Source organism: Fibrella aestuarina BUZ 2 (assembly GCF_000331105.1).
Classification (GTDB): Bacteria; Bacteroidota; Bacteroidia; order Cytophagales; family Spirosomataceae; genus Fibrella; species Fibrella aestuarina.
This window is the reverse complement of the sequence record NC_020054.1, coordinates 3,310,050-3,335,462: the sequence shown is the minus strand read 5'-3', so window position 1 is coordinate 3,335,462 and position 25,413 is coordinate 3,310,050. Positions and strand designations below refer to the sequence as shown.

The following is a 25,413-nucleotide window of genomic DNA, read 5'->3' as shown; positions in this document are numbered from 1 at the left end:
TGATTAATAAAGTGAGTAATTATGACAACGAAGATAAACTGCACTTACAAAAGTAGTAGCGATACTAACCCAACTATTTTTATTTCTTTTTAATGTCTTACTCCGACCTGTTTCAGTGCAATATTTCTTATATACAGGTGTAATCATTATAATAGTATGCACAATCCATCATTACCCAATTTATATTTGGCATTTCAGCACTGTCCACCTTTTATAGTATTGCTGGAATTTTACTTAACAACCTGCACATAAATACCTATGTCACTAAACCATAAACTTATTTCTATAAAAGTGCCTGTTCTGTATGTTGCCGATTAACCCTTAACTTGGCCACTTCCTCTCCGTACATGATGATCGACTTCTTATGAACTACAACCAGTACGCACTACTTAGCACCTTGGGTCTTGGTCTGTTGACCGGCTCATCGGCCATCGGTCAAGCGCCCGCCGCGCTGAAAGCCCAAATCGACAAAGCCAGCACAGCCGTTGAGGCGAAAGTGGTTACGTGGCGGCGCGATTTCCACCAAAATCCCGAACTAGGCAACCGTGAAAACCGCACGGCGGGTAAAATTGCCGCTCACCTCCACGCCTTGGGCATCGAAGTGCAAACCGGCGTTGCCAAAACCGGCGTGGTGGGCATCCTTCGCGGCGGCAAACCCGGACCGGTGGTGGCCCTACGCGCCGACATGGACGGTCTGCCCGTGACCGAGCGCGTCGATCTGCCCTTCAAGTCGACGGTTAAGACCGAATTTAATAGCCAGCAAACGGGCGTGATGCATGCCTGTGGGCACGATACACACGTAGCCATGCTGATGGGCGCGGCCGAAGTACTCGCCGGGATGAAAAGTGAGTTGAAAGGCACAGTGAAGTTCATCTTCCAGCCTGCCGAAGAAGGGGCGCCCGTTGGTGAAGAGGGCGGTGCTCAGCTCATGGTCAAAGAAGGCGTGCTGGAAAACCCCAAGGTCGACGCCATTTTCGGGTTGCACATCAACTCGCAGACCGAAGTGGGTACGATCAAGTACCGGCCCGGCGCCACGATGGCCGCCGTTGATCAGTACGCCATCAAGATTCGGGGTAAACAGACGCACGGCGCCGCCCCCTGGTCGGGTGTGGACCCGATCGTGACAGCTGCGCAGGTGGTAATGGGGCTGCAAACGATCGTCAGCCGGAACGTGGTGCTGACCGACAACGCCGCCGTCGTGACGGTGGGCGCGCTGCACGGCGGTATTCGGCAGAACATCATCCCCGAAGACGCCAGCATGATCGGCACCATCCGCACGTTTAGCCCCGAGGCGCAGCAGCTGGTTCACCGCCGCATCAACGAAATAGCAACCAACATTGCCGAGAGTGCCGGAGCCAAAGCCGACGTGAAGATCGATATTATGTACCCGGTCACCTACAACGACCCGGCCCTCACCGACCGGATGGTGCCGACGCTGGAAGGACTGGCGGGGAAAGACAACATCAAACTGACCCCTGCTCAGACCGGTGCCGAAGATTTCTCGTTTTACCAGCAGAAAGTGCCCGGCTTCTTTTATTTCCTGGGCGGCATGACCAAAGGCAAGCGGGTGGAAGACGCCGCCCCGCACCACACCCCTGATTTCCAGATCGACGAAAGCTGTTTTAACCTTGGGGTACGTTCGCTCTGCTACCTCACGGTCGATTATATGGAAAAGAAGAAGTAACGGCAGACCGGCAGAACAGGAGGCGGAAGCCAGGAATCAGGAACTTGGCGCAGGTACGTTGCCCGCGAAATTCCGATCTCCTTGCCTCCGCCTCCTTTCGTATTTTCTACCGTCTCCTTATTTCCCCTAATTTTACGCCCGTGAACCAGCCCCGCTACTCGGCGGTTGTTTTTATAACAGAGTCTCTTTCATTCACCCGTTTATCTTTTGCTCTTTATGGCTTTTGATGTAGACATGATTCAGCGCGTATATGCCGGCTTGGGCGAGCGCGTTGAGGCCGCCCGGCAGGTCGTTGGTCGCCCGCTGACATTGTCGGAGAAAATTTTATATGCCCACCTTTCTGCCGGCGCTGCGTCACAGGCGTTTGAGCGGGGCAAGGCCTATGTCGATTTCGCCCCCGACCGGGTAGCCATGCAGGATGCTACCGCTCAGATGGCCCTGCTGCAATTCATGCAGGCGGGTCGCCCGCAGGTAGCCGTACCCTCAACCGTACACTGCGATCACCTTATCCAGGCTAAAGTTGGGGCCGATCAGGATTTGGCTACCGCCAACGACAAAAACAAAGAGGTCTACGACTTTCTGGCGTCGATCTCCAATAAATATGGCATCGGTTTCTGGAAGCCGGGTGCCGGGATCATCCACCAGGTGGTGATCGAAAACTACGCCTTCCCCGGCGGCATGATGATCGGGACTGACTCACACACGCCCAACGCGGGTGGCCTTGGCATGATCGCCATCGGGGTGGGTGGTGCCGACGCCTGCGACGTGATGGCAGGCCTGCCCTGGGAGCTGAAAATGCCCAAACTGATCGGCGTGAAGCTGACGGGCAAACTGAGCGGCTGGGCATCGGCCAAAGACGTAATTCTGCGCGTGGCGGGCATCCTGACCGTTAAAGGCGGTACGGGCTGCATCGTTGAGTATTTTGGCGACGGCGCCGAAAGCCTCTCGGCAACAGGCAAAGGCACGATCTGCAACATGGGGGCAGAAATTGGCGCGACCACGTCGATTTTCGCCTATGATGAGAAGATGGCCAACTACCTCCGCGCCACCAACCGCGCCGATATTGCCGACGCGGCCGAAGCCGTGAAGCAAGACCTGCGCTCTGATGACGAGGTGTACGCCGACCCGGCTACGTATTACGATCAACTGATCGAGATCGACCTGGACACGCTGGAACCACACATCAACGGTCCGTTTACGCCCGATCTGGCCTGGCCGCTGTCGAACTTCGCCAAAGCGGTGAAGGAAAACAACTGGCCCGAGAAGCTCGACGTGGGTCTGATCGGCTCGTGCACCAACTCAAGCTACGAAGACCTTACCCGCTCAGCGTCGATAGCCGAGCAGGCGGTTAGCAAAAACCTGAAAGTGCAGTCGGAATTCACCGTAACGCCCGGTTCGGAACTGGTGCGGTACACGGCCGAGCGCGATGGCCTGCTGGGTACGTTCGAAAACATGGGCGGCGTGGTACTGGCCAACGCCTGCGGTCCCTGCATCGGGCAGTGGGCGCGGCACATGGACGACCCCACCCGTCAGAACTCAATCATCACGTCGTTTAACCGGAACTTCGCGAAGCGGAACGACGGCAACGCCAGCACGCACGCCTTCGTGGCCTCGCCCGAAATCGTGACGGCCTTCGCCATTGCCGGTAGCCTGACGTTCAACCCCATGACCGACACGCTGACCAACGAAGCCGGTGAGCAGGTAAAACTCGACGAGCCGGAAGGCATCGAGCAACCCATCAAGGGCTATGCCGTTGAAGACGCGGGTTATCAGGCGCCTGCCGCCGACGGGTCGGGAGTTCAGGTATTGGTATCGCCCACCTCGGATCGGCTGCAACTGCTGGAGTCGTTCCCGGCCTGGGAAGGCACCGACCTGAGCGGTCTGAAACTGCTGATCAAAGCGAAAGGCAAGTGTACGACCGACCACATTTCGATGGCGGGGCCGTGGCTGAAATACCGTGGTCACCTCGACAACATTTCGAACAACATGCTCATTGGGGCGGTGAACTTCTACAACGAGAAAACCAACTCGGTGAAGAACCAACTCACCGGTGAATATGGCGAAGTACCGGCGGTACAGCGCGCCTACAAAGCCGCCGGCATCGGTTCGGTAGTGGTTGGCGACGAAAACTACGGTGAAGGCTCATCCCGCGAACACGCGGCGATGGAGCCCCGTTTCCTGGGCGTTCGGGCGATTCTGGTGCGGTCATTTGCCCGTATCCACGAAACGAACCTCAAGAAGCAGGGTATGCTGGCGCTGACGTTTGTGAATCCGGCCGATTACGAGAAAGTGCAGGAAGACGACAGCATCGACATCAAGGGGCTGACGACCTTCGCGCCCGGCCAGCCGCTGACGGTGGTGTTGCACCATGCCGATGGTACGAGCGATGAGTTCCCCGTGAACCATACCTACAACCAGGGGCAAATCGAGTGGTTCAAAGCCGGCTCGGCCCTGAACCTGATCAAACAACAGGTTCAGTAATCGTCCATTTTAGACCTTATAGGTTTTTGAAACCTATAAGGTCTATTACCACGCAACGTACCCAGTAACCGATGACGGTCGTCATCGGTTACTGGGTACGTTGCGTTTAGGTCCATCAGGAAAAAGTAAGTAGCGATTGCTTTGGGTACGTATGGACGTACGCGTTTTCCCCGATTATGCAGCGCTGTCGCAACAGGCTGCCCACCACATTGCCCACCTCATCCGGCAGAAACCCAATGCCGTGCTTTGCCTGGCCTCCGGCGACACGCCGATTGGCACCTTTCAGCAGTTGAACGCGATGGCACAGGCTGGCGAGCTCGATCTGAACCACTGCCTGTTTGTCGGGCTCGACGAATGGGTTGGTTTTGGTCCCGCCGACGTGGGCAGTTGTGCCTATTACCTCTACAAAGACTTGTTTACGCCCGCCCGGATTCGGCCCGAACAGATTGCCTATTTCGATGCCAAAGCCGACGATTTGCAGGCCGAGTGCCACCGGATCGACCGTATCATTGCCGACGCGGGGGGGCTCGATTTCCTGCTGGTGGGGATTGGCGTCAACGGGCATATTGCCCTCAACGAGCCAGGTACGTCGTTTACGCTCCGCTGCCATGTCTCCCAACTGGCCGAAAGCACGATCAGCGTGGGGCAGAAATACTTTACGCAGGCAACGCCACTCACGCAGGGCATTACGCTCGGCCTGCGACACCTCACCGACGCTCGCGAAGTGATGCTGATGGCCAGCGGACCGCGCAAGGCTACGATCATGCAGGCAGCACTCCACGGCCCCGTTACCGAGCAGGTGCCTGCCAGCATCATACAGACGCACCCCAACGCGCGGGTATGGCTCGATGAGGCAGCAGCCAAACCGGCGGCTTAATCAACCACGGGCAGGTAGACAGTAAAGACGGAACCCGGCGCATCGGTCCGGACCTGAGCCGTGATGAAGCCGCCATGATTTTCCACGATCCGACGCGCTACGGCCAGCCCGATACCCGTGCCACCGTACGGGCTGTTGCGGCTGTGCAGGCGCTGAAACATCTGGAAGATGCGCTCGGTATGTTTGGGGTCGAAACCGATGCCGTTGTCGGTTACCGTGAGCTGGCAGTAGGCCCGCCGGGGTGCGGGCGAATCGTCTATCGCCGGGCTTATGTACCCAGCCGGTTGCGACGTAATGTCGATCTGCGGGCGCTGCCCTTCGGGCTGGTATTTGAGCGCATTGGACAGCAAGCAATCGATCAACTGCACTAGTTGTACCTTGTTGCCGTGGATGGTCGGCAGCGGCGCGACGCAGAGAATGGCCCCGGCCTGATCGATCTGCTGCTGCCGAAGGCTGATCACCTCCTGCACAGTCGTATTCAGATCGACGGCTCTGAAATCGTTGGACAACACCCCCAGCCGCGAAAACATCAGCAAATCCCGAATCAGTACCGATATCCGCTCGGCGGAGCTATGCATGCGGTTGACGAGATCGGCGCCCTCGCCTAACTGCGGGGCGTAGTTGGTCCGCAACAGATCGGCAAAGGTCTGGATCTTGCGCAGCGGCTCCTGCAAATCGTGGCTCGACGAATAGGCAAACTGCTGCAGGTTTTCGTTCATCTGCCGCAATTCGCGGTTCATCTGCTGGAGCCTTTTTGATTGCTCCTCAACGGCCAGTTCCGACTGCTTACGGGTGGTGATATCGAGCGTGTGCAGGATGATGCCGTCGTCGTGGCGGATCGCCGCTACGGTAAACCAGCCATTCACCCCATCCCGTGCGTAGTTCGTTTCGGTCTGGTAGGGTTCGCCCGTTTCGACCACCGTCACGTAGGCGTCGAATAAGCCCAATGCCCGGTTGTGCGGATGTACGTCCAGCAGCCGGCGATGCAACAGTTGATCGGCCGACAGACCGGTTATCTCCACGGCCCGGCGGTTGACGGTTATCCACTCAAAATCGACGATGGTGCCGCCCTCCCGGATGGCTTTGAAAAACATGATGGCGGCCGGGGTGCTATCCAGGATACGCTGGAGCAGGGTGGCCGTCGTCAGGGCGGTGTTTTCGTCGAAATACAGGACATACCCATCGTTGAAGGGCACATAGGTATTCCGGAAGTGGCGATGTGCCGTTGATTCGTAGGCTTCCGTAAATGCCTCTTGGTTCTCCACCAAGGCACGAAGGCGGGGCAGGTGCGACTGCCGCAAGGCAGGCACCAGGGTCATGATCCGAGCCCCCAACTGATAGACCGGGCTGTTGGACGTGCCGATCTCGACCGCTTTCTGGTTGAACCAGATCACTTCAAAATCGACGATTTCTCCCGACTCATTACGCACGCTTGTGGTGACGACCACACCCATCGGAACGAGCCGAATCAGGTCTGGCAACCAGGGTGGGGCGGCATCAGGAGGAAGGGGAGCGGCGGTTGACGGTGTTTTTAGGGGATTGGTTGACGGTGAAGAAGGCACAAAAATGTTGTTCGGTTACACTGAGGAAGGTAGGCATGCGCCTTTTGCAAGGTAGCTAAAAGTTGCCAACGTAACTTCGCGCCATGCAAGCACAGACTCTACCACAATCATCGCTACAGCCTTATATTGCCTTATTAGGGGCCTTTGGCGAGGAAGTTAAACTCATCGAAGCCTCGCTCGACGGGGCGACCGCACAAACACTGAACGGACATCGGTTTGTAACGGGGCAGTTGGGGCAACAGCGCGTGGTGGTCACCCTGACGGGCATTGGCAAGACCAACGCTGCCCTGACAACGGCGCTGGTGATGGCGCACTTTCAACCCAGGCAGGTCATTTTCACGGGCATCGCGGGTGGCGTTCGGCACGATCTGCAACCCGGCGATATTGTGATTGGCGGCGAGGTGGGCTACCACGACGTTCGGTCGGTCACGCTGACGATGGAGCCGACGCGGCAGAGCATGCACCCGGTATCGTTTACGCTGAACCCACTCTACTTCCCCGCCGACCCTACCCTACTCAGCCTGGCCGAGCAGGCCACTCAATCGCTCGACCTGGCCATGATCCCCGGCAGTGAACGACCACCCAAAGCCATCGTGGGGCGCATTCTGACCGGCGACGAATTCATTCACTCAGCCCCACGGGCGGAAGCCATTCGGGCCGAATACGAGGCCGACGCCATCGAGATGGAAGGCGCCGCCGTGGCGCAGGTCTGCTATCAGCAGGGCATTCCCTGTCTAGTGATTCGTAGCCTCAGCGACCGGGCCGACAGCCACGCAGTTATCGATCTGCTGGCTTTTCTGAGCACCGCCGCCAGCAACTCGGCGAAGGTCGTGCGGGCGGTAGTCGAAGCACTCTGACTCATTGATTAACTCACGGCCGAACCGCCTGGCGCTCCAGTTTAGGCACCACGCAGGCGGGCGGCGCACAGCTTGAACAGGCGGGTACCGTGGGCGTCAGCACCGTAGTCAGGCAGGCAGGGGTCGACACATCCCGAATGGTCAATCGATACATCGACACGTTATCGGCTGGAAATTGACCGGGGGTGCCCACAGAAACAGCCTGTCCGTAGGGCGTGCCGCCCACGTTTAGCACGGTGCCGCCCGTTCCGTCAGCATTGGCATTGAGGATTACCGCAAAGCGCCCCGCAGCCCCCGGCTGTGTGCTATTGGCCAGCACAACGGGCTGAATGTAATCGTCCGTCAGGTTGGTGTAGGTGCCGTTCGGCTGGCAGGCAGCCGACGTGATTGCCGCCGACACCACGCAGGAGCACGACACGGGCGCCACGTAGGTCTGGCTGGTAGGCACACAATAGGCGGGGCCGTACGTGGCCGTGACGGTGTGCGACACCCCGTTACTGATCAATCCCGTCAGCGCATAGGGCGTTGTCGCCTGGGTAGGAATGACCACCAGACTGACGCTACGCATGCCATCCGTGTCGGTAATGATCACCGTGGCGCCACCGGGATTCGTAACCGTCAGGCTACCTCGTACGCTATACTGATTCGTCGTTGCGGAACAGGAGCCGACCTGCGTGGTCAGCTGGGGTGGGCTATTGACGGATAGGGTAAGCGCGGTAGTGGATACGCAACCGGCGTCCGTTAGTTTCAGCGTGTAGCTGCCGGTTTGGGCGCTGGTGACGGCGGGCAGCACCACAACCGGCCCGCTGGCCGAATAACTGGCGGGGCCCGTCCACAGGTACGTTGCCTGCGTGCCAGCCGCCCCTGCGGTCAGCGTTACTGACTCTCCCGTACAGGGCGTCGCGTTGGAAACCGTAGCCGTGGCCGGCGGGCGGCGGTCGACCACGACGGTATCGACACAGCCACCGCCAATGGTCAGTATGAACCGGTAGACACCCGTGGCAAGACCGGTCACCTGCCCGGTTTGTGCGTTGATGCTGGCGCCGGGTGGATTCCCTGCGGCGACGGTCCAGCTTTCCAGGCCTGTGGCATCTGGCAGTTTAACGCTGGTGATTGGCGAACACACAAGCTGGTCGGGACCCGCGTTAGGAATAATGCAAAGGGCCGCATCCCAGGTAAAATCCTGTTCGTCGGGGTCCAGCGTCGTAAGCTCGGTCCAGCCGCTAACGCCGTCGGGGTCGCTATCCAGCGCACTGCTTACACCTGCGGCATTCTGGCGGGTAAACGCCTGCCCGGCAGGGGCAATAAAGCGCAGGTAATAGGTTTCAGCGAACAGACTGTCGAACCGATAATACCCAGGGTTACCGTCCGCGTTGTTGGCCGTGACCTTGGTACCTACCAGAAAATCGTCGTCGGTACCGCGCAGGCCATCGCCGCCCGGTGACCAAAGTTGCACCGACACCCCGTTGACCCCCGCACTGGCCGGTTCGTCCTGCTTCCCATTCGCGTTGGCATCCATCCAGACGTAATCACCAATGGCCGGAAACCGCTTCACGTCGATCCCTACTTTGTTGGGTTCAGCCACGGGCAGAATCGTGTTGTTGTCGTTTCGGGTAGCCTGATAGGCAAACGAATTCCAGGCCGCCTTTCCAAGCTCGGTACCGGGTGGCGAGCGCATGGACACGCCGAATACCAGCGTATCGCCCGCTACGAAAGGCCCCGCAATATTGATTTTGATGGCCTGCACGGTACTCAGGTCAGCCGGGGGCGTGACCGTCCAGGCATTGGCAACGCAACCCGACGGGCTGTAGGGCGGGGTGAATTCTGACCGGCAGGGGTTGGTCTGCGTGGAATACGACACCGTTACGTTGGCGGGCGTAGCAATGGTTGTTGAGGCGGGTTTGGCCGAATCGGCCGACGATTTGGTGTAGAACCGCAGCGTCTGAACCAGTTGAGGACGCCACTCCGACAGGCGATCATAGTCGGCCGCGATGGTCTTATCGCCAATCCAGGGAAAGATGTCCACCAGGACGATGTTTTTAAAGGCGACGTTGCCCGGATTGACCAGCACAAACCGATAATCTGACCGCCCGCCGTCCGTGGTATGGCCCACTTTTGGGAACCGGGTGTAGTTGCGGTCCAGATCACCCCGCACCCATTTGATAGCGTCGATTTTAGCCAGTGGATTGAGGGTAACCGCTGGGGCGCAGGCCGACGTTGACGAGAAGTAAGCGCTGGTGGCGGTGGCGCTGATGCAGTTGGTGATGTTGCTGGACGTACCCGGTCTGATCCGGACATCGAAGAAGATGTAGTGATCGAGGGGCGACACAATCTTACCTGCCGCCGCTGGCAGAGCCGCCCAACTCCAGGTGAGTGTCTGCCCCGACCGGCTAAAGACGGGTACCGACGTACCTGACGTGAACGTGACGCTGCTGGTTGGGTACGTGGTGGAATTGCTGTAACGCAGGTTGCCTGCATACTCCAGCGATGCCGGTAGAACATCAGTCAGCACGAAGTTCCGTAGTGTATCCCCGGCCGTGATTGGCGTGAATTGAACGCGGTACTGGTAGACCGTGCCAGGTACGTAGGACGACGGCACCACGGGTATAGTCTTTGCGAACGTTTGCAAACTGGCGGCGGGCTGCACAATAACCCGCGACCCCGAACAGGTCTGGTTCAGCACGGCACTGCCGCTGTACTCGGCCGTGACCGTTACCGACGTGGTCGCGCAGGTGTATCCGCCGTAGCAAGTGTTCTTGGTCGCATTGCTGGCGATCGCGAACGTATTGAGCGGCGACGCGTTGACCGCGTTCCCATTGCGGAGCGGCGATAACTGCGACGCGTTGACGTAGACCGACATATTGCTACCCGCCGCCAGCGATGTCGATGTGACCTGCACCTTTGTTACGTATTCCCCGTTCGCCAGCGAGAATGACCGGGTTGCGCCGATCGTTAGTGGCGTCGTACCCAGGGCTCGATACGCCGGATTGAGGTTGGTCTGATAGGCAACACTCCCCGTTGGCCCGTTACTTCCACTGAGCCCTACCACGGTCGCGTTTAACTCGTTGGTTGGTATGTCGATGGTGTACGTGAGGTTGGTCAGCGTGACGTTACCCGTATTGGAGATGGGCAGCGTGATCCGGGCCTGGTTGGCTTTACCCACGAAAATAGCGTTTCCGTTCCCCACCGTGCCGTTATACAGGCCAGCCAGCAGCGTCGACGAGGAGCAGCCCGTCGCCCCCGGCGCCGCCGAGAAATCGGTTACGACCTGCGTAAAGGACCTGGTTCCCGACGTAGTTCCGCAGGCCGACGTCGACAATACGCCGCTGAAGGCTGAGTTGAGCACAACCGCAGAATTGACCGGAAACAGCGCCGGTGGGTATTCAAGCACCACGCCCGTAATATCAAAATTGCCACCCCGGTAAAACGTGGGCAGGTTGGTCCAGGTGATGATTCTGGTTCCGCCCGCCCCGGCGGCCGTCGTCGACGTGGGCGTAAAACTCCCGCCGGTTATTGTGGTCGGAAAATTGGTCCGGGTGCCGCCCCCCGCCGGTGTGATCACGTTTACACCCGCTGGCACGGTCAGCGACATCGCCTGGCTGGTCAGAGCCAGGTAGTTTGTCGGCGTTGTGGTGGGCGTTATCCGAACCGTATAGGTTCCCCGGCGGGTACTGCCGTTGTAGGCCGTCGACAGCACATTGATCTGGTAACCCGGATCGACGGAGCGCGCCGTCAGGGAAACAGGGTTAGTCGTAGCCTGAACCGTGGCGTTGGTGGCGTTGAAGTAAGGACGAACGGCGGCGGTCGTTCCCGAACACGCCGTGCCGCAGGGAAATTGCAGATTGGCCGTAACCGTTCCGGCTGACCCCGCTGCCAACGGGCTTTTCATCACCACAATCAGCGTATCGTTCGGCGACGTTCCCCGAACGATGGCCGTTGTTACATCAGGGGTGGTAACGATGCTGTTATACGTCAGGCCTCTCAATGGCAGAATGACCCGTGCGTCGGAGGCAGCGGTGGTGGGACTGACCACCCCGTAGCTCATATCGACGGTGAAAGCCGAGCAACTAACAACGCTGGTGGTGGTGGGTAAATTAACGACGGAGTTAAACTGAAGCTGTACAGACTGACTGTAACCTGCTGTACATAACCCGACGAATAGCCAGGTGGCGATGATGAACCGATACCAATTTCTGCGTTGAATCCAGTCGCTGTCGTAGTTACTAGTCTGACCAAACAAAGACATTTATATATTAAGCTGAGTACATTTGATAGTGCTCGCCACAAATGACATGCCGGTAAGAACCAGAATGATTTATTTACAGTAACTTTTTTACCAGAAATGCACAAAACCGCTGACAGGCAACCTTTTAGGCGCTCTATCAGCGGTTTTACTGTGTTGTTTATCAGGTTCGCTGTTAGCGAATAAGGCCTACAGCACCACGTTCACGATACGCTTCGGCACCACAACGATCTTCTTCGGCGTTTTGCCTTCGAGCCATTTCTGCACAACCTCGTTGGCCAGTACGTCCTGCTCGATGGCGGCGCTGGGCTGATCGAGCGGGAAGCTGATGGTCGTGCGCACCTTGCCGTTGATCTGAATGGGGTATTCAAAGGCCTCTTCGACCAGGTACTGCGGGTTGAAAGCTGGGTACGTTGCCTTCGATACCGTGCCGGGTACGTTGCCCAGCGCCGCCCAAAGCTCTTCGGCGATGTGGGGCGCGTAGGGTGAGACCAGCAGCACCAACTCCTGCAAAATAGCCCGTTTGTGGCACTTCAGCGTCGCTAGTTCATTCACGCACACCATAAACGCCGACACCGAGGTGTTGAACGAATAGTGCTCGATGTCTTCCTGCGCCTTTTTGATGGTCTTGTGCAACACCTTCAGTTCCTCTTTGGTCGGCGCTTCGTCGGTCACGATCCAGATCGTATCATCCGTGTTAGGTACGTCTTTGTAGAATAACCGCCAGAGCTTCCGCAGGAACCGGAACGTGCCGTCGATACCGCTGGTACTCCAGGGTTTAGCCTGTTCGAGCGGACCGAGAAACATTTCGTACAGGCGCAGTACGTCTGACCCGTAACGTTCAGCTACATCGTCGGGATTAACCACGTTGTAGTAGCGCTTCGACATTTTCTCGACTGCGCTTCCGCAGATGTACTTCCCATTTTCGAGGACAAACTCGGCATTGGCGTAATCGGGCAACCAGTTACGGAAGGCTTCTGTGTCGAGCACATCGTTGTTGACAATATTGACATCGACGTGCAGTTCGGTTGTCTGGTATTGATCTTTCAGACCAGCCGAGACGAACACGGGGGCTTGCCCGTGCATACCCGTTCCTTCCAGACGATATACCAGCATCGATCGCCCCTGAATCATGCCCTGGTTGATGAGCTTCTTGAACGGCTCTTCCTGGGGTACGTACCCACGGTCTTTCAGGAATTTATTCCAGAAACGGCTGTAGAGCAGATGGCCCGTCGCGTGCTCCGAACCGCCCATGTACAGGTCGACGTCCTGCCAGTAGTCGATGGCAGCGCGGGAGGCAAACTCGCCGGTATTCTGCGGGTCCATGTAGCGGTACCAGTACCACGACGACCCCGCCCAGCCCGGCATGGTGCTGAGTTCGTATTCGTACCCCTCCGCCTGCGGCACCTCCCCTGAATTCAGGGGAGGGATGGGTGGGGTTATATGTCCAACCTTCGGCCCGGCCCAGCGGGGGTTCGCCGGTTTCAGTCGGCAGGTATTTGTCGATGGCGGGCAGTTCGAGCGGCAGGTCGGCCTCGTCGATCAGGTACGGTAACACACCCTGCCCGTCGGTGCGGGGCTTGAAATAGACCGGCACGGGTTCGCCCCAGTAGCGCTGGCGGCTGAACACGGCGTCGCGCAGGCGGTAGTTTACCTTGCCTTTGCCCATGCCTTTTTCTTCCAGCAACGCAATCAGTTTGGCCGTCGCCTCGGCATAGGTCAGGCCGTTGATCACGTCTGAGTTGATGTAGTGGCCTTCCTTGGTGTTGTCAGCCTGTTCATCTAACCCCTTTTGCGCGTCGAGAATCGGGACGATCGGCAGGTCATACTGTTTGGCGAACCCGTAGTCGCGCTGATCACCCGATGGTACAGCCATGACCGCGCCCGTGCCGTAACCCGCCAGCACATAGTCGGCCAGCCAGATCGGCACCTGCGCCCCGCTGATGGGATTGATGCAATAGCTACCCGTAAACACACCCGACACGGTTTTGGTATCGGCCATGCGGTCGCGCTCCGAGCGGAGTTTGGCGGCGGTCACATAGGCCTCCACGGCCTCGCGCTGTTCGGGCGTGGTCAGGCTCGGCACCAGTTCGTGCTCCGGCGCCAGCACCATAAACGTGACGCCGTAGATGGTATCGACGCGGGTAGTGAACACCTCGATGGCTGACACTCCCGCCGCCGGGTCGGCGGCTTCGTTTGCCAGCGCAAACGTCACGCTGGCCCCCACGCTGCGGCCGATCCAGTTGCGTTGTTGTTCCTTGATGGATTCCGACCAGTCGATGGTGTCGAGGCCAGTCAGCAGGCGGTCGGCGTAGGCCGTGATGCGCATCATCCACTGGCGCATGAGCTTCATCTCGACGGGGTAGCCGCCCCGCTCCGACACGCGCCCGTTGGGGCCATCTTTCACTTCGTCGTTGGCCAGCACCGTGCCCAATGCCGGGCACCAGTTCACCAGCGCATCGGCCAGGTACGTCAGCCGGTAGTCGAGCGTGATCGCGTATTGCGCTTCGGCCGATTTGGCGTTCCACTCGGCAGCGGTGAACGAAGCGACGCCATCGGCACAGACCGCGTTGACGCCCGCCGTACCGTTCTCAGCGAATTTGGCCAGCAGTGTTTCGATGGGTTCGGCTTTGTCGGTATCGCGGTTATACCACGACCGAAACAACTCCATGAAGATCCACTGCGTCCACTTGTAGTAATTCGGGTCGGAGGTGCGTACTTCGCGGCTCCAGTCGTAGCTGAAGCCAATATTTTTGAGCTGCTCGGTGTAGCGCGCCAGGTTTTGTTCGGTCGTCAGGGCCGGGTGTTGGCCGGTCTGAATGGCGTATTGCTCGGCGGGCAACCCAAACGAGTCGAAGCCCATCGGGTGCAACACGTTGAAGCCTTTCAGCCGTTTGTAGCGCGCCACGATATCCGACGCGATGTAGCCCAGCGGATGCCCCACGTGCAGCCCGGCCCCCGACGGGTACGGAAACATATCGAGCACATAATATTTGGGCTTGTCCGACTGGTTTTCAGTCTTGTAGGTGTTATTTTCTTTCCAGAAACGTTGCCATTTCTGTTCGGTTTCGCGATGGTTGTAATCAGACATGTTGCAAAAATAGTTTTCCGTTTGGAGTTTTCCGTTCTCAGTTGGGTTCGGAGTGCTCAATGAGTCCTTCGCCGAAGCCGCTGAAAGCGAAAACACTAACCGGAAACTGGTCTGATGGCTACGTCACTTACCACCCTTGGGCTTGAACTCCCGACCGACCCGCGCTGGGTCAACATTGCCGAAATGAACATCGGCGACATCCTGACCGATCACGCCTGGTGCGAGCAGAAAGCCGCCTCGTCGTGCATTTCGCTCATCGTGCAGTATTCGGACAAAGTGAAGCTGGTGGACATGCTGACGCCCGTGGTAGCCGAAGAGTGGGGTCATTTTCAACGGGTGCTGAAAGAACTACGCAAGCGAAACCTGCCGCTGGGCCGCCAACGCAAAGACTTATACGTCAACGCCCTGCAAGCCGAATTGCGCGCTTCGGGCGATTATTACGATCAACTCATGGAACGGCTGCTGCTCAATGCGCTGATCGAGGCCCGGAGCTGCGAGCGGTTCAAGCTACTCTCGGAGCACCTGACCGACGAGGGCCTTCGCCGGTTTTACCACGAACTGATGATTTCGGAGGCAGGCCATTATCGCAACTTCATCGAACTGGCCGAAACCTACGTGGACGCCGGGCGGGTGCGGCAGCGCTGGAAAGAAATTCTGGCGCTGGAAGCACGAATTTTGGCCAATATGGACATACGCGGCGACCGAATGCATTAAAAAGTTTAGGGTTTGTCGTTTAAGGTTTGGCGTTGTTTGACTCAGTTCAACGGCCGTTCGCGTAATTGCGTACCAACAAGCCTTAAACGACAACCGCCAACCTCTCATGACTAACTCTATTTCGCGCAAGGATTTCCTGAAAGCCAGCGGCGCACTGGCCCTTTCACTGCCGTTCCTGAGCCGCACCGCAGCACTGGCCAAACCCCTCAGCAGCGTTGGGCTGCAATTGTATACGCTTCGCAACGAAGTGAGTAAAGATTTGGCCGGCACGTTGAAAAGCGTGGCCGAGATCGGCTACAAAGAGCTGGAGCTGTTTGGCTACAACAACGGCACCTATTTTGGCAAAACGCCGAAAGAACTCCGTTCGATGCTCGACGGGCTGGGCCTGAAAGCCCCCAGCGGTCACTTCCTGGTCCCACAGATGCAGAAAGACTGGGATAAGGCCATCGACCACGCCAAAGAGCTGGGCCAGTCGTACATGGTTTGCGCCTATCTGTTTCCGCAGGAACGCACCAAGCTCGACGATTACAAACGCTACGTCGATCTGTTCAATAAATCGGCCGAAGCCTGTAAGAAAGCGGGTATTCAGTTTGCCTACCACAACCACGATTTTGAATTCCAGCCGCTCGAAGGGCAGGTGCCGTATGACCTGCTGCTGAAAGGCACCGACCCGAACCTGGTGAAGATGGAGCTGGACCTCTACTGGGCTACGTTTGCGGGCAAAGACCCCGTAGCCATGTTCAAGGAAAACCCCGGCCGCTTCCCGATGGTGCACCTGAAAGACATTGCCAAGACCGAAAAGCGCGAGTTTGCCGAGGTAGGCACCGGCTCGATCAACTTCCAGCGGATCATGGACGCCCGCAAAACGGCGGGGATCAAACACTTCTTCGTGGAGCAGGATGTGGTGAGCAAAGGCACCCCGCTCGAAGCCATCGCCATCAGCTTCGCCAACGTGAAAAAGCTGAGCGTGTAAACGGTTAGAAAGGCCGCTCCTAAGAAGAGCGGCCTTTTTGTTGCTATTCCGCTGACAGGCTGGTGCATAAGCCGCCACTCTGTCAGGAGACGTCTCTATAGTGTGGAGTTACTTAACAGGGATTAGGCGCAACGGGCGTATCTTCGTTATCCGTTAGCCCGCTTACCGTGACGTTTCTTCAACAGACAGCCAATTATATTTTCGCCAAACACAGCGCGAAGGTCCATCAACCGATGGACAACGTCTGGGTGATTTTGCCCACCCGCCGCGCCGTGATGGTCTTCGAGCAGGAACTCACCCAACTCACCGACCGGCCCATGCTGGCCCCGCACATGGTGGCGGTCGATGATTTCATCACTGAAGCGGCCGGCGTGCAACTGATCGACAACGTCAGTCTGCTGTTTGAACTCTACGAAGTTTTCCGGGAACTCGACAAAAACGTCGAATTCGAGCAGTTTGTGGGCTGGGCATCGGTGCTGCTGGCCGACCTCGACCGCATCGACCTCTACCGTATTGATCCCGATCACCTGTTCGATTACCTCACGGAAGCCAAAGCCCTTGAGCGCTGGTCGCCCGATCAGCCGCAACAGCTGCCCTTCAAAACAGACAGCAAGGCCCTCTCGCATTACTTCGGGCTGTTCAGCAACCTCAAAGCCGCCTACTACAAGCTCCGCAAACGCCTGCTGGCTAACGAACTGGCCTACCGGGGCATGGCCTATCGCCTGCTGGCCGACGGGGTGCGTTCGTTGGTTGTTGATAAGCCAGGTATCTACGAAAAAATCTATTTCGTCGGGTTTAATGCGCTCTCGGCCTGCGAAGAACACATCATCCGGGTACTCACCAGCACCGACCGCGCCGAGCTGATCTGGGACGCCGACAGCTATTACCTCGCCGACCGCGAGCAGGAGGCGGGTTTTTTCCTGCGTAAATACAAAGACAGCGGCCTGCCTGGCTTCAAAGACCGCTCCGGGTACGTTGGTCAGGGCGACGCCCAGACCGTCACCGTCGGCGACAGCCTCACGACCACCGCCAAACAGCTCCAGATGATGGGCCTGCCCACCGCTTCCCTGCAAGCCAAAGTAGCCGGGCAGTTGGTGTCGACTACCCCACCCCCAGCCCCTCCCCTTGAACTAAGGGGAGGGGGGCAAACGCTTCGCGAGCAAACTCCCCTCCCCTTAGTTCAAGGGGAGGGGCCGGGGGTGGGGTCAGGGGCCGCCCGCACGGCTATCGTTCTGGCCGATGAAACGCTGCTTGTGCCAGTGCTGTACGCCCTGCACGAGTCGGTGCGCGAACTGAACGTCACGATGGGTCTGACGCTGCGCAACTCGCTGCTGTTCACGCTGATCGATACGCTGTTTGAGATGCAGCGCACGCTGATGGAATTCAAAACGCCGGGTCAGCCTGCCGAGAAAGTGCCGAAATTTCACCACCGGCAGGTCGTGAAGCTGTTGAACCACCCGTTTGTGCGGCAGTACGAGAAGATCCACGCGCTCATGGCTCCCGATCGGGACAACGAGCTACCCAAACCGCTGATCGACTGGATGTTGGCGGAAGTGGTGACGGGCAAACGTGCCTACCTCGACGAACAGGAACTGCTCGAACTGGGGCAGGGCGATCAGCTGTTCGATGTGCTCTTCAAACGCTGGCCCGCCAACGAGCCCGCAGTGGCGATCCGCGCCCTGTTCAATCTTGTTGATCTGCTGCGTGAGGTGTACCGAGACGCGCAGGACACCATCGAGATCGAATACCTGTACCTGTTTTTCAGCCTGTTGAAGCAACTCGAAACCACGCTCACCCGACAGGCTCAGACGCCGGGCTCACCGGCCGTGACGCTGAAAAGCTTCCAGCAGTTTCTGTACGAACTGATCCGGCAGACGACCATCCCCTTCACGAGCGAAGGCGACAGCCACGTGCAGTTGATGGGTCTGCTCGAAACCCGGACGCTCGACTTCGACCGGGTGATTGTGCTGTCGGCCAACGAGGGCATCATGCCGCAGTCGCGCCACCTCAACTCGCTCATTCCCTTCGACATTGCCACAGAAGTGGGCCTGCCTACCTACCGCGAGCAGGAAGCCATTACGGCCTACCACCTGTACCGGCTGCTGCAACGCGCCACCGACGTCACGTTTCTGTACACCACGGCAACCGATGCGTATGGCAAGGGCAAAGGCGAACCCAGCCGGTTTCTGCGCCAGATCGAGCACGAGCTGGTCCCTGCTGCCAAAGGCAACATTCGCCTCACAAAACCCCTGTTGCGCGTAGACCACGCCGACCGCCCCGACAGCGTCGTCTTGAACGTACCCAAGACCGAGACGATCCGCGAGAGCCTGAAAACGTACCTGACCGAGCGCGGCCTCTTTCCAACCGCGCTGAATCACTTCGTCGCCTGCTCAATGCGGTTTTATTTTGAACGGATTGTGGGCATTCGGGAAGAAGAAGAGGTCGACGAGCGCATCGACGTGGCCGAATTTGGCACCTGGCTGCACAACACCATGGAAAACCTCGACAAGGAGTACCGGATGCTGGGCAAGCCCGTTACGCAGGAGGTGGTGAAAACGCTGCTCGACCGCGAATACCGCAACGTAATGGGCGGGCGCGTGTCGGATACGGGCTACAACCTGCTGTTTTACCAGCTGGCCCACGACCTGATGCAGGCGTTTCAGGACTATCAGAACCGCGAAACCCTCGACAAAGGCATTACCGTGCTGGCCACCGAACGTACCCTGATCACGTACCTGCCGGTCGATCTGGGCAATGGCGAGGTGGTGACGGTAAAACTGGGCGGCAAAATCGACCGGCTCGAACGCCTCGCCAACGGCACAATCCGCATCGTCGATTACAAATCGGGCAAGGTCGATCTGCCGACCAAAGTCGACCCCGCCACGCTGGGTGAGTCGCTGATGTTGCTGGCCGACGAAGGCAATCGCTGGGAAAAAATCAGGCAGCTTTGGTTATATAAATACCTGATTCTTAAAGAGAATCAGTACCCCAACGTACCTGTGGAGGCGGGGTTCTATTCACTCCGCACCTTTCAGAAAGACCCGCGTTTCCTGAGCAACCGCGTCGCTTTCTCCGACGACAACGACCCCGCTACTTACATTACCGAAACCGAAAACCTGCTTCGGCAAATGGTGAAGCGCATGTTCGATAAAGCCCAGCCCTTTGCCATGACCAACCAGATCGAGCAGTGCCAGTATTGCCACTACAACAAGATCTGCGGGCGGTGAAGAATGGATAATGGCTCGAGCGGGACTATTGCCGACGCGAACACCATTATTCATTATCCATCCTACAGTATACATTATTTTTTCACCGGCTCCATCTTGCATTCGTAGATACCGAGCACGGTGTATCCCTGGCGACGAAGCAGCGCGACCACGCCGTTTTCGCCCATCAGATGCGCCGCCCCGAAGGCAAAGAACGTTGGTTTGGTGCTGGCGGCCCGCTCTATCACGGGAATCCAGTTGGCGTTGCGGGCATTGAGCAGGTTGTCTTCAAGCTCCTTCAGGTCGCCCGCATACTTGCTGGCTTTCATCAGGTCGCTGAGTTTGGTCAGATCGCCCGTTTTGTAGGCGGCCAGCAGTTCGTTAAACTCTGCCTGCGCCTGTTTTGGGTTGCGTACCATGTCCACCAGTTCGTTGTACTGCGTCGAAAGGGGTTTTCGGTCGAGGGCATTCAACTGATCGCTCAGGGGTTCCAGGCCCAGCACCTCCTTGTGGGTGTCGGCAGCCAGTTGCGCCAGGGTCAGGTCGTAGGAAGCAGGTTCGCAACGCAGCATCGACACGTACACCATCGATATCAGGCCCAGCGGTTTGACGCTCCCCAACTGATCGAGCCCCAGCCCCACCGACGAGCGCAGGTACGTGTCGAGCAGGTCATACTCCTCCCGAACGAGGTAATCGCGCACCGATTTGCCCGCTGGCAGCAGAATGGCTTGCTGCATCTGAGCCATTACCGTCGTGTCGTCTACGTCCAGTTCCAGATAAAGCTGCTGGGTTTGGGCAAAGGCCCGCCGCGTTCCTTCGGTCAGCGTCAGGTCGGTTGGGCAGATCAGGTGGAAGGTGCCGAAGAGATAGGATGGGGCCGGTAGATTTTTCCCCGTAATTTCGTAGAACAGAGCCGCGTCCTGCGCCAGCACCTGACCGTATAGGGCAGGCCATAGCAACAGGCAGGCCGTAAGCAGGTAATTCGTTCGTTTCAAGAGGTATAGCGCGGTGCGTGTACGTAAACAGGCCCCGTTCGTCAGGACAAAATAGCAACGAGAAAAGCGGTTTATCGATGACTTTCTGCTCATTTATTACCTTAACCAATGCGTTTATGAATTACCGTTACGATAAACAAACGGTTAGCCTACCACCCCTATCTTTACCCATATGACGACTTCATCAACACAGACACCAGACACGCAATCGGGCCAGGCCACGGCGACGCCGCCCACCGTCCAATCGGGGCGAATCCGGCTCGTTACGGCGGCTTCGCTCTTCGACGGTCACGACGCCGCCATCAACCTGATGCGGCGGCTGTTGCAGGCATCGGGTGCCGAGGTGATTCACCTGGGCCACAACCGGTCGGTGGCCGAGATTGTCGACTGCGCCATTCAGGAAGACGCGCAGGGCATCGCCATCACGAGCTATCAGGGGGGGCACATCGAGTTTTTTAAGTACATGTATGACCTGCTGCACGAACGCGGCGCGGGCCATATCCGTATTTTTGGCGGCGGCGGCGGCACCATTCTGCCCCGCGAAATCGACGAGCTTCACGCCTACGGCATCACGCGCCTCTACAGCCCCGACGATGGCCGCACGATGGGCCTGCAAGGCATGATCGACGACCTGTTGAGCCACTGCGTGGCGCAGGGGGCAAGGGGCGCGGAGCAGGACGACGACTTATTTGCCACCATTGCCCGGCTGATTACAGAGGCCGAAAACGGCAACTCGCCCTCACCGCAAACCCTGCAAGCCCTGCGCCAACGGTACCCCCGCGCCAACGGCATCCCGGCCACACAGATTCCCCCCGTTTTGGGCATCACCGGCACGGGCGGCGCGGGTAAATCGTCGCTGGTCGATGAGTTGGTGCTACGTTTTCTGCGCACCTACCCCGACAAAACGATGGCGATCATTTCGGTCGATCCGTCGAAGCGCAAGACGGGTGGGGCCCTGCTGGGCGACCGCATTCGGATGAACACGCTGAACCCCGCCGTGAGCGCCGGGCGCGTCTACATGCGCTCGCTGGCGACCCGACAGGCCAACCTGGCCCTGAGCCGCCACGTTCAGCAGGCTATCGACATCTGCAAAGCGGCCAGCTTCGACCTCATTATCGTAGAAACGTCGGGCATTGGGCAGTCGGACACCGAAATCACCGAACACGCCGACAAGACGCTGTACGTAATGACCGCCGAGTATGGCGCGGCGACGCAGCTGGAAAAGATCGACATGCTCGATTTCGCTGACCTGATTGCCATCAATAAGTTCGACAAACGCGGCTCGCTCGATGCCCTCCGCGACGTCAGGAAGCAGTACCGCCGTAACCATAACGACTGGGATACCCCCGACGAGGAACTGCCTATTCTGGGTACAATGGCCGCGCAGTTTAACGATGTGGGGATGAACGCCCTGTTTGCGCGTGCTGCCGCGCTGCTGGGCATGGAGCCAGGTATCGCCCAGAGTAGCTCGGCCACCACTTCTGCGCCGAAGGCCATCATCCCTCCCGATCGGGTACGTTACCTGGCGGAGATCGTAGAAGAAAGCCGCCGCTACGACACCTTCGTGGAGCAGCAGGTCGCGCTGGCCCGCAAATGGTATCAGCTCGACGGTGTGCTGGCGATGGGCATCGAAGATGTACGGCCGTTCTACGACCAGATTGCCGCCCAGCTTCACCCTACCGCTAAACAGTTGCTGGCGCAGTGGCCGGAAATGCAGCGGCGCTATACAGCCGATTTCTACGAGTTTCAGGTACGTGACAAGACCATCCGCCAACCGCTCTACACCGAAACGCTGTCGCACCTGCGCATCCCGAAGGTGGCCCTGCCCAAATACGCCGATTGGGGCGACGTGCTGCGCTGGCTGATGACCGAGAACGTACCCGGCGAGTTTCCGTATGCGGCGGGCGTGTTCCCGCTCAAGCGCGACGGCGAAGACCCCACGCGCATGTTTGCGGGCGAAGGCGGCCCCGAGCGCACCAACCGGCGGTTCCACTACGTCTCGAAAGGGATGCCCGCCAAACGCCTCAGTACGGCGTTCGACTCGGTCACGCTCTACGGCGAAGACCCCGCCCTGCGCCCCGACATTTTCGGGAAAGTGGGCAACTCGGGCGTGAGCATCTGCACCCTCGACGACGCCAAGAAACTCTATTCTGGCTTCGATCTCTGCGACCCCGCCACCAGCGTGTCGATGACCATCAACGGACCAGCCCCCATGCTGCTGGCCTTCTTCCTCAACGCCGCCATTGATCAGCAGGTAGAGAAATGGCTGAACGAGCAGGGTAAGCCTTCGACGCAAGGCACCCTGCAACCCCCGCGCGAAGCACCCACCTACAGCGGCCCCCTCCCCGACGGCAACAACGGGCTGGGGCTGGCGCTGCTGGGTACGTCGGGCGACCGGGTGATTCCGGCGGAGGTGTACGAGCAGATCAAAGCCAATACGCTACGGAAAGTGCGGGGCACGGTGCAGGCCGATATTCTGAAGGAAGATCAGGCCCAGAACACCTGCATTTTCTCGACCGAGTTTGCGCTCCGGATGATGGGCGACATTCAGGAATACTTCACGCAAAACCGGGTACAGAATTTCTATTCGGTCTCCATTTCGGGCTACCACATTGCCGAAGCGGGCGCCAACCCCATCAGTCAGCTGGCGTTTACGCTGTCCAACGGCTTCACCTTCGTGGAGTACTACCTGAGCCGGGGCCTGCGGATCGACGATTTTGCCCCGAACCTGTCGTTCTTTTTCTCGAACGGCATGGACCCGGAATACACGGTGCTGGGCCGGGTGGCGCGGCGCATCTGGGCCAAAGCGATGAAGCACAAGTACGGGGCCAACGATCGCAGCCAGAAGCTGAAATACCACATCCAGACCTCAGGCCGGAGCCTCCACGCGCAGGAAATCGCGTTCAACGACATCCGCACGACCTTGCAGGCGCTGCTGGCGATCTACGACAACACCAACTCGCTGCACACCAATGCCTACGACGAGGCCATCACCACCCCCACCGAAGAGTCGGTGCGGCGGGCCATGGCCATTCAGCTGGTGATCAACCGGGAGTTCGGGCTAACCAAGAACGAAAATCCGTTGCAGGGTTCGTTTGTCGTTGACGAGCTGACTAATCTGGTTGAAGAGGCCGTGTATCAGGAGTTTCTGGCGATCAACGAGCGAGGCGGCGTGTTGGGTGCGATGGAGCGGATGTACCAGCGCAGCAAGATTCAGGAAGAGTCGATGCACTACGAAATGCTGAAGCATAACGGGCAACTGCCCATCGTCGGGGTCAATACGTTCCTCGACCCCAACGGGTCACCCACGATTACGCCCGCCGAAGTTATTCGTAGCACCGACGACGAAAAGCGCGCGCAGGTCGACAATGTCAAAGCCTTTCAGGAACGGCACAGGGCCGACGCCGAAACAGCGCTGCAACAGCTTCAGCACACGGCCCTGACCGGCGGTAATTTGTTTGCCTCACTCATGGAAGCCGCCAAAGTTTGCTCGCTGGGCCAGATGAGCGCAGCGCTGTATGCCGTTGGCGGGCAATACCGACGGAATATGTAGGGTTACCAGCCTCGTTTTTTGGCTTGCCCCGGCGGCAGCCCCCGCCCGTGTTTATACCAGCCTTTGTGTTTCCCGTTGTCGTGCGGGTAGTTGGGCCGGGAGCCGGACGTGGTGAAAACAGGGCCGCAGCCCCAAAGGCAAAGCAGGCTGGCGAGCAGGCAGTACGGAACAAAGCGTTTCATCTTGATAAAGCCGTTGTGGGATAACGTAATAACGCCCTACAGCGGCTTTATCATGTCGACGCCACTCAATTAGGCATTAAAACCATTGCGCTGTCGGTTGGTTCTGTTCACATCACTACATCTCTGTTCTCACCGATTATGACCAGTCTATGGCGCTTTGTTTTACTCTGTATCGTCTGGATGGGTAGTTACAAAGCGACCCTTGCCCAAACGCAAGTCAATATTCGTAAACCAACCAACCTGACCACCAACGCGGGTCAGTCGCCCGACACGGTCAATCTACGCGTCGAGAAGCCGAAGTCCCTCACCTTCACGGCCTCGACCGATCAGCGGTTTTACTTTTTCGAAGACACCCGCAACGACAACGGCAAGCGGGTACCCGTCAGCGTATATGGCATCCGGGCGGGCTTCCTGTATCCGACCCGTAAGCAACACGAGCCGGGTGGCCTGCGGGCGGCCTTCAAGGCGGGAGCGGGCTTTTACTTCTTAAACCAAACCCTCGACCGGCCGGGGCTGCTGCCCAATACGTCGGAGTCGGTCAAACGGTATCTGCGGATTGCCACGCTCTATTTCGAACCCTATCTCTACCGCAAAAAGGCCATCGAAGTGAGTCTGCCGCTCGAGATTGGCTATGGGCATTCCCGCTACGAACTCATCAGCGATCAAACGCGCGAAGGGGAAGTGGCGCGAGGCGTTTTCATTCCGGCTGGTGTGGGCATCTCGGCGTCCTACCAGTTTCCGGTGCTGTTCGGTATTCGGCCCATCCACTGGTTTGGCTTCAACGTGCTCACGGGTTACCGGTTCATTCTGAAACGCGACGTACCCGACAGTAACATCAATTACTCGGGGCTATACCTGTCGATCGGACCATCGTTTTACCTCGAAAACCTTACTTCCGATTTCAAGTACTGGCGCAATAAGCGGAAGAACAAGTAGGTTTGATGGTTAGTAGTTAACGTTTGATATTGGCCGGCGAAAGCCGAGAACGCGTGAGC

13 protein-coding genes and 1 pseudogene are annotated in these 25,413 nt (G+C 58.3%); 9 read left to right on the top strand and 5 right to left on the bottom strand.

The window, feature by feature from the left end; all coding sequences use genetic code 11:
• Positions 1 to 364: 364 nt before the first annotated feature.
• The 3 genes from FAES_RS13580 (at position 365) to FAES_RS13570 (ending at position 5,042) form a co-directional block, all read left to right on the top strand.
• Complete coding sequence (locus FAES_RS13580) at positions 365 to 1,684, top strand: amidohydrolase (RefSeq protein ID WP_015331795.1); 1,320 nt, start codon at positions 365 to 367, stop codon at positions 1,682 to 1,684.
• A 216-nt stretch (positions 1,685 to 1,900) separates the two neighbouring features.
• A complete protein-coding gene (locus FAES_RS13575) occupies positions 1,901 to 4,165 on the top strand; it encodes an aconitate hydratase (protein ID WP_015331794.1) in 2,265 nt (754 codons plus the stop codon).
• Positions 4,166 to 4,316: 151 nt separating this feature from the next.
• Complete coding sequence (locus tag FAES_RS13570) at positions 4,317 to 5,042, top strand: glucosamine-6-phosphate deaminase (protein WP_015331793.1); 726 nt, start codon at positions 4,317 to 4,319, stop codon at positions 5,040 to 5,042.
• Here FAES_RS13570 and FAES_RS13565 read toward each other — a convergent pair.
• Positions 5,039 to 6,604, bottom strand: coding sequence for a sensor histidine kinase (locus FAES_RS13565; RefSeq protein WP_148289359.1), 1,566 nt, complete (start codon positions 6,602 to 6,604; stop codon positions 5,039 to 5,041). The genes FAES_RS13570 and FAES_RS13565 overlap by 4 nt on opposite strands.
• An 83-nt stretch (positions 6,605 to 6,687) precedes the next feature.
• On the opposite strand from FAES_RS13565, the gene FAES_RS13560 reads away from it, so the two are divergent.
• Positions 6,688 to 7,461 carry a 5'-methylthioadenosine/adenosylhomocysteine nucleosidase gene (locus FAES_RS13560; RefSeq protein WP_015331791.1) on the top strand — a complete coding sequence of 258 codons (774 nt, stop codon included), beginning with the start codon at positions 6,688 to 6,690 and terminating at the stop codon, positions 7,459 to 7,461.
• A 13-nt stretch (positions 7,462 to 7,474) separates the two neighbouring features.
• Here FAES_RS13560 and FAES_RS13555 read toward each other — a convergent pair whose 3' ends face one another.
• Together FAES_RS13555 and leuS are read right to left on the bottom strand one after the other, a co-directional pair.
• Positions 7,475 to 11,707, bottom strand: coding sequence for an SdrD B-like domain-containing protein (locus tag FAES_RS13555; RefSeq protein WP_015331790.1), 4,233 nt, complete (start codon positions 11,705 to 11,707; stop codon positions 7,475 to 7,477).
• A 186-nt stretch (positions 11,708 to 11,893) separates the two neighbouring features.
• Positions 11,894 to 14,795, bottom strand: a pseudogene (gene leuS / locus FAES_RS13550) (leucine--tRNA ligase).
• Between the two features lie 114 nt (positions 14,796 to 14,909).
• On the opposite strand from leuS, the gene FAES_RS13545 reads away from it, so the two are divergent.
• From FAES_RS13545 to FAES_RS13535, 3 genes are all read left to right on the top strand, one after another.
• A complete protein-coding gene (locus FAES_RS13545; RefSeq protein WP_015331787.1) occupies positions 14,910 to 15,509 on the top strand; it encodes a MiaE family protein in 600 nt (199 codons plus the stop codon).
• A 106-nt stretch (positions 15,510 to 15,615) separates the two neighbouring features.
• Positions 15,616 to 16,482, top strand: coding sequence for a sugar phosphate isomerase/epimerase family protein (locus tag FAES_RS13540; protein WP_015331786.1), 867 nt, complete (start codon positions 15,616 to 15,618; stop codon positions 16,480 to 16,482).
• Between the two features lie 167 nt (positions 16,483 to 16,649).
• A complete protein-coding gene (locus tag FAES_RS13535) occupies positions 16,650 to 19,709 on the top strand; it encodes a PD-(D/E)XK nuclease family protein (RefSeq protein ID WP_041257860.1) in 3,060 nt (1,019 codons plus the stop codon).
• 74 nt (positions 19,710 to 19,783) lie between these two features.
• On the opposite strand, the gene FAES_RS13530 is transcribed toward FAES_RS13535, so the two are convergent.
• Positions 19,784 to 20,683: a TraB/GumN family protein gene (locus FAES_RS13530; RefSeq protein WP_229364480.1), complete on the bottom strand. Its 900-nt coding sequence runs from the start codon at positions 20,681 to 20,683 to the stop codon at positions 19,784 to 19,786.
• Positions 20,684 to 20,855: 172 nt separating this feature from the next.
• Here FAES_RS13530 and FAES_RS13525 point away from each other — a divergent pair, with 172 nt between their 5' ends.
• Entirely contained in the window at positions 20,856 to 24,236 is a 3,381-nt protein-coding gene (locus FAES_RS13525) for a methylmalonyl-CoA mutase family protein (protein WP_015331783.1), read from the top strand.
• Positions 24,237 to 24,238: 2 nt separating this feature from the next.
• Here the strand turns inward: FAES_RS13525 and FAES_RS13520 are convergent, their stop codons facing one another.
• Positions 24,239 to 24,418, bottom strand: a complete 180-nt coding sequence (locus tag FAES_RS13520; protein ID WP_015331782.1) for a hypothetical protein — start codon at positions 24,416 to 24,418, stop codon at positions 24,239 to 24,241.
• A 138-nt stretch (positions 24,419 to 24,556) separates the two neighbouring features.
• Between FAES_RS13520 and FAES_RS13515 the strand changes: the two genes are divergently transcribed.
• Positions 24,557 to 25,354 (top strand): hypothetical protein, encoded by a 798-nt coding sequence (locus tag FAES_RS13515; RefSeq protein WP_015331781.1) that lies wholly within the window; start codon positions 24,557 to 24,559, stop codon positions 25,352 to 25,354.
• The last annotated feature ends 59 nt before the right edge of the window (positions 25,355 to 25,413 follow it).